The organism is Rhodobacter maris, assembly GCF_900217815.1.
In the GTDB taxonomy this organism is placed as follows: domain Bacteria; phylum Pseudomonadota; class Alphaproteobacteria; order Rhodobacterales; family Rhodobacteraceae; genus Rhodobacter; species Rhodobacter maris.
Genome location: NZ_OBMT01000051.1, coordinates 1 through 1,409, shown reverse-complemented (window position 1 = coordinate 1,409; position 1,409 = coordinate 1). Strand labels below are relative to the sequence as shown.

Below are 1,409 nucleotides of genomic sequence, written 5' to 3'. Positions count from 1 at the left end.
GTCCCAAACCGCCTGCGCGCTTCACCAAGAAGCTTGCCGCCTGGGAGCGATCGAACGGCGTTGGCCGTCTCGTGAAGAAAGAACCGCCCCGCGCCCATCAGACCTGGACCGCGCCTGCCTCCTTCACGCTGCATGAGGGGAATTTCTCGTCCGACGGGGTCATCCTCGTCACCATCATGCGCAGCCATTCGGCGGATAGCCCGCTCGTGTTCGAAGTGGCGGAGGAACCGAAGCCCGGGCAGGTGCGGGTGCTGTTGGACTTCGGTGGCAACACCGAACTCTTGCATCTGGCGGAGTCGATCACCGCGGCCGAGCTCTGGATTGCGCGCGAGGGCTATCGCAACGCCCGGCTCGAAATCGTCGGCACTGCGGACAGCGATAGGGCAGGGGGCGCGGACCTGGCCGCCTGAGCCCTGACAAGGTGTGAGGGGCTCACCAATCGGCGGGCCTCTCACCTCACCGACCCTAACCTCATGCCGCGATGTCGCGGGCGCCAATAGTCCATCCCCCAAAACGGAGGTCTTCAACCACGAGCCTGGCCGGGAGGCTGGCGGCGTATCGAGCATCAGCGGGACAATCGGCTCCTGTCGTTGGGGTACCATCCCCCGCTCGCCATTCCCTTCCTTGCCCCGAATCCCGTCTTCGAGATCAACCCGCAAGGGGTCGGACTACGGGCAAGCCCGTGCCGCCGGGCGGATTCGGCCCTGTTTCACAAGAGGGGCCGAACGCACCCGGTGATGTCAGCCAGTCTTCGGGCCTGCGGGGTCCTGTCGCGCGGGGGACGGTCCCCCGCCTCCCAGACAGGAGCCAAACAGATGTCCCGCAAAGATGCCCACGCCTTCGCCGCCTCCCTCGCCGCCACGCTCATGGTCTCGATCGTCGTCTTTCAGGCAGGGGATGGAACCTTTGGCGCCGTCCCCGCCGATGAGATCGACGGCGACGAGGTGCTGATCGTCTCGGAATACGATCCCTTCGGGTGAGGCCTCGGCCTCACCTCTTGATGGCCCGGGTGCGGTGCCGGTGCGCCGCCGCACCTATCGCCGACCGCGTGATCGGCGATGCCATCGCGATGAGCCCGGATTGTTCCCGGGCACTGGTCTGGGTGCGCCCGCGTAACGGGCGGTGAGCGGACAAACAGCAGCTGCAGCAATCTTGGAATAGCAGTCGTTCGCACGGGTCTCAGCGAGATGTCCGCCTGAACAACCGCGGGTGGAGAGCGGTCGTCCATGTGCACTGAATCAAACTCCCAGCCGAGCGATCTGTAAAACGCAAATGAGGTCGTTCCGGGGTGGTCCACTGAACAACGTGCCTTAACAGGTTGCTGAAATAGTCAGGCGACGAGAAGGATCTTCCGTGATCGGGAGTTTCTGCGGCTGCGTGTCCCTCCGGGCCGCCACGCTTCCGCGTCA

At 64.9% G+C, this 1,409-nt stretch carries 2 protein-coding genes; both read left to right on the top strand.

All coding sequences use genetic code 11. From position 1 onward, the window contains the following. On the top strand, positions 1-410 hold a 410-nt coding region (locus tag CRO22_RS18495), incomplete at its 5' end, for a hypothetical protein (RefSeq protein ID WP_097071602.1). Between the two features lie 405 nt (positions 411-815). Further along, positions 816-980 carry a hypothetical protein gene (locus CRO22_RS19005; RefSeq protein WP_170952728.1) on the top strand — a complete coding sequence of 55 codons (165 nt, stop codon included), beginning with the start codon at positions 816-818 and terminating at the stop codon, positions 978-980. Positions 981-1,409 lie beyond the last annotated feature (429 nt).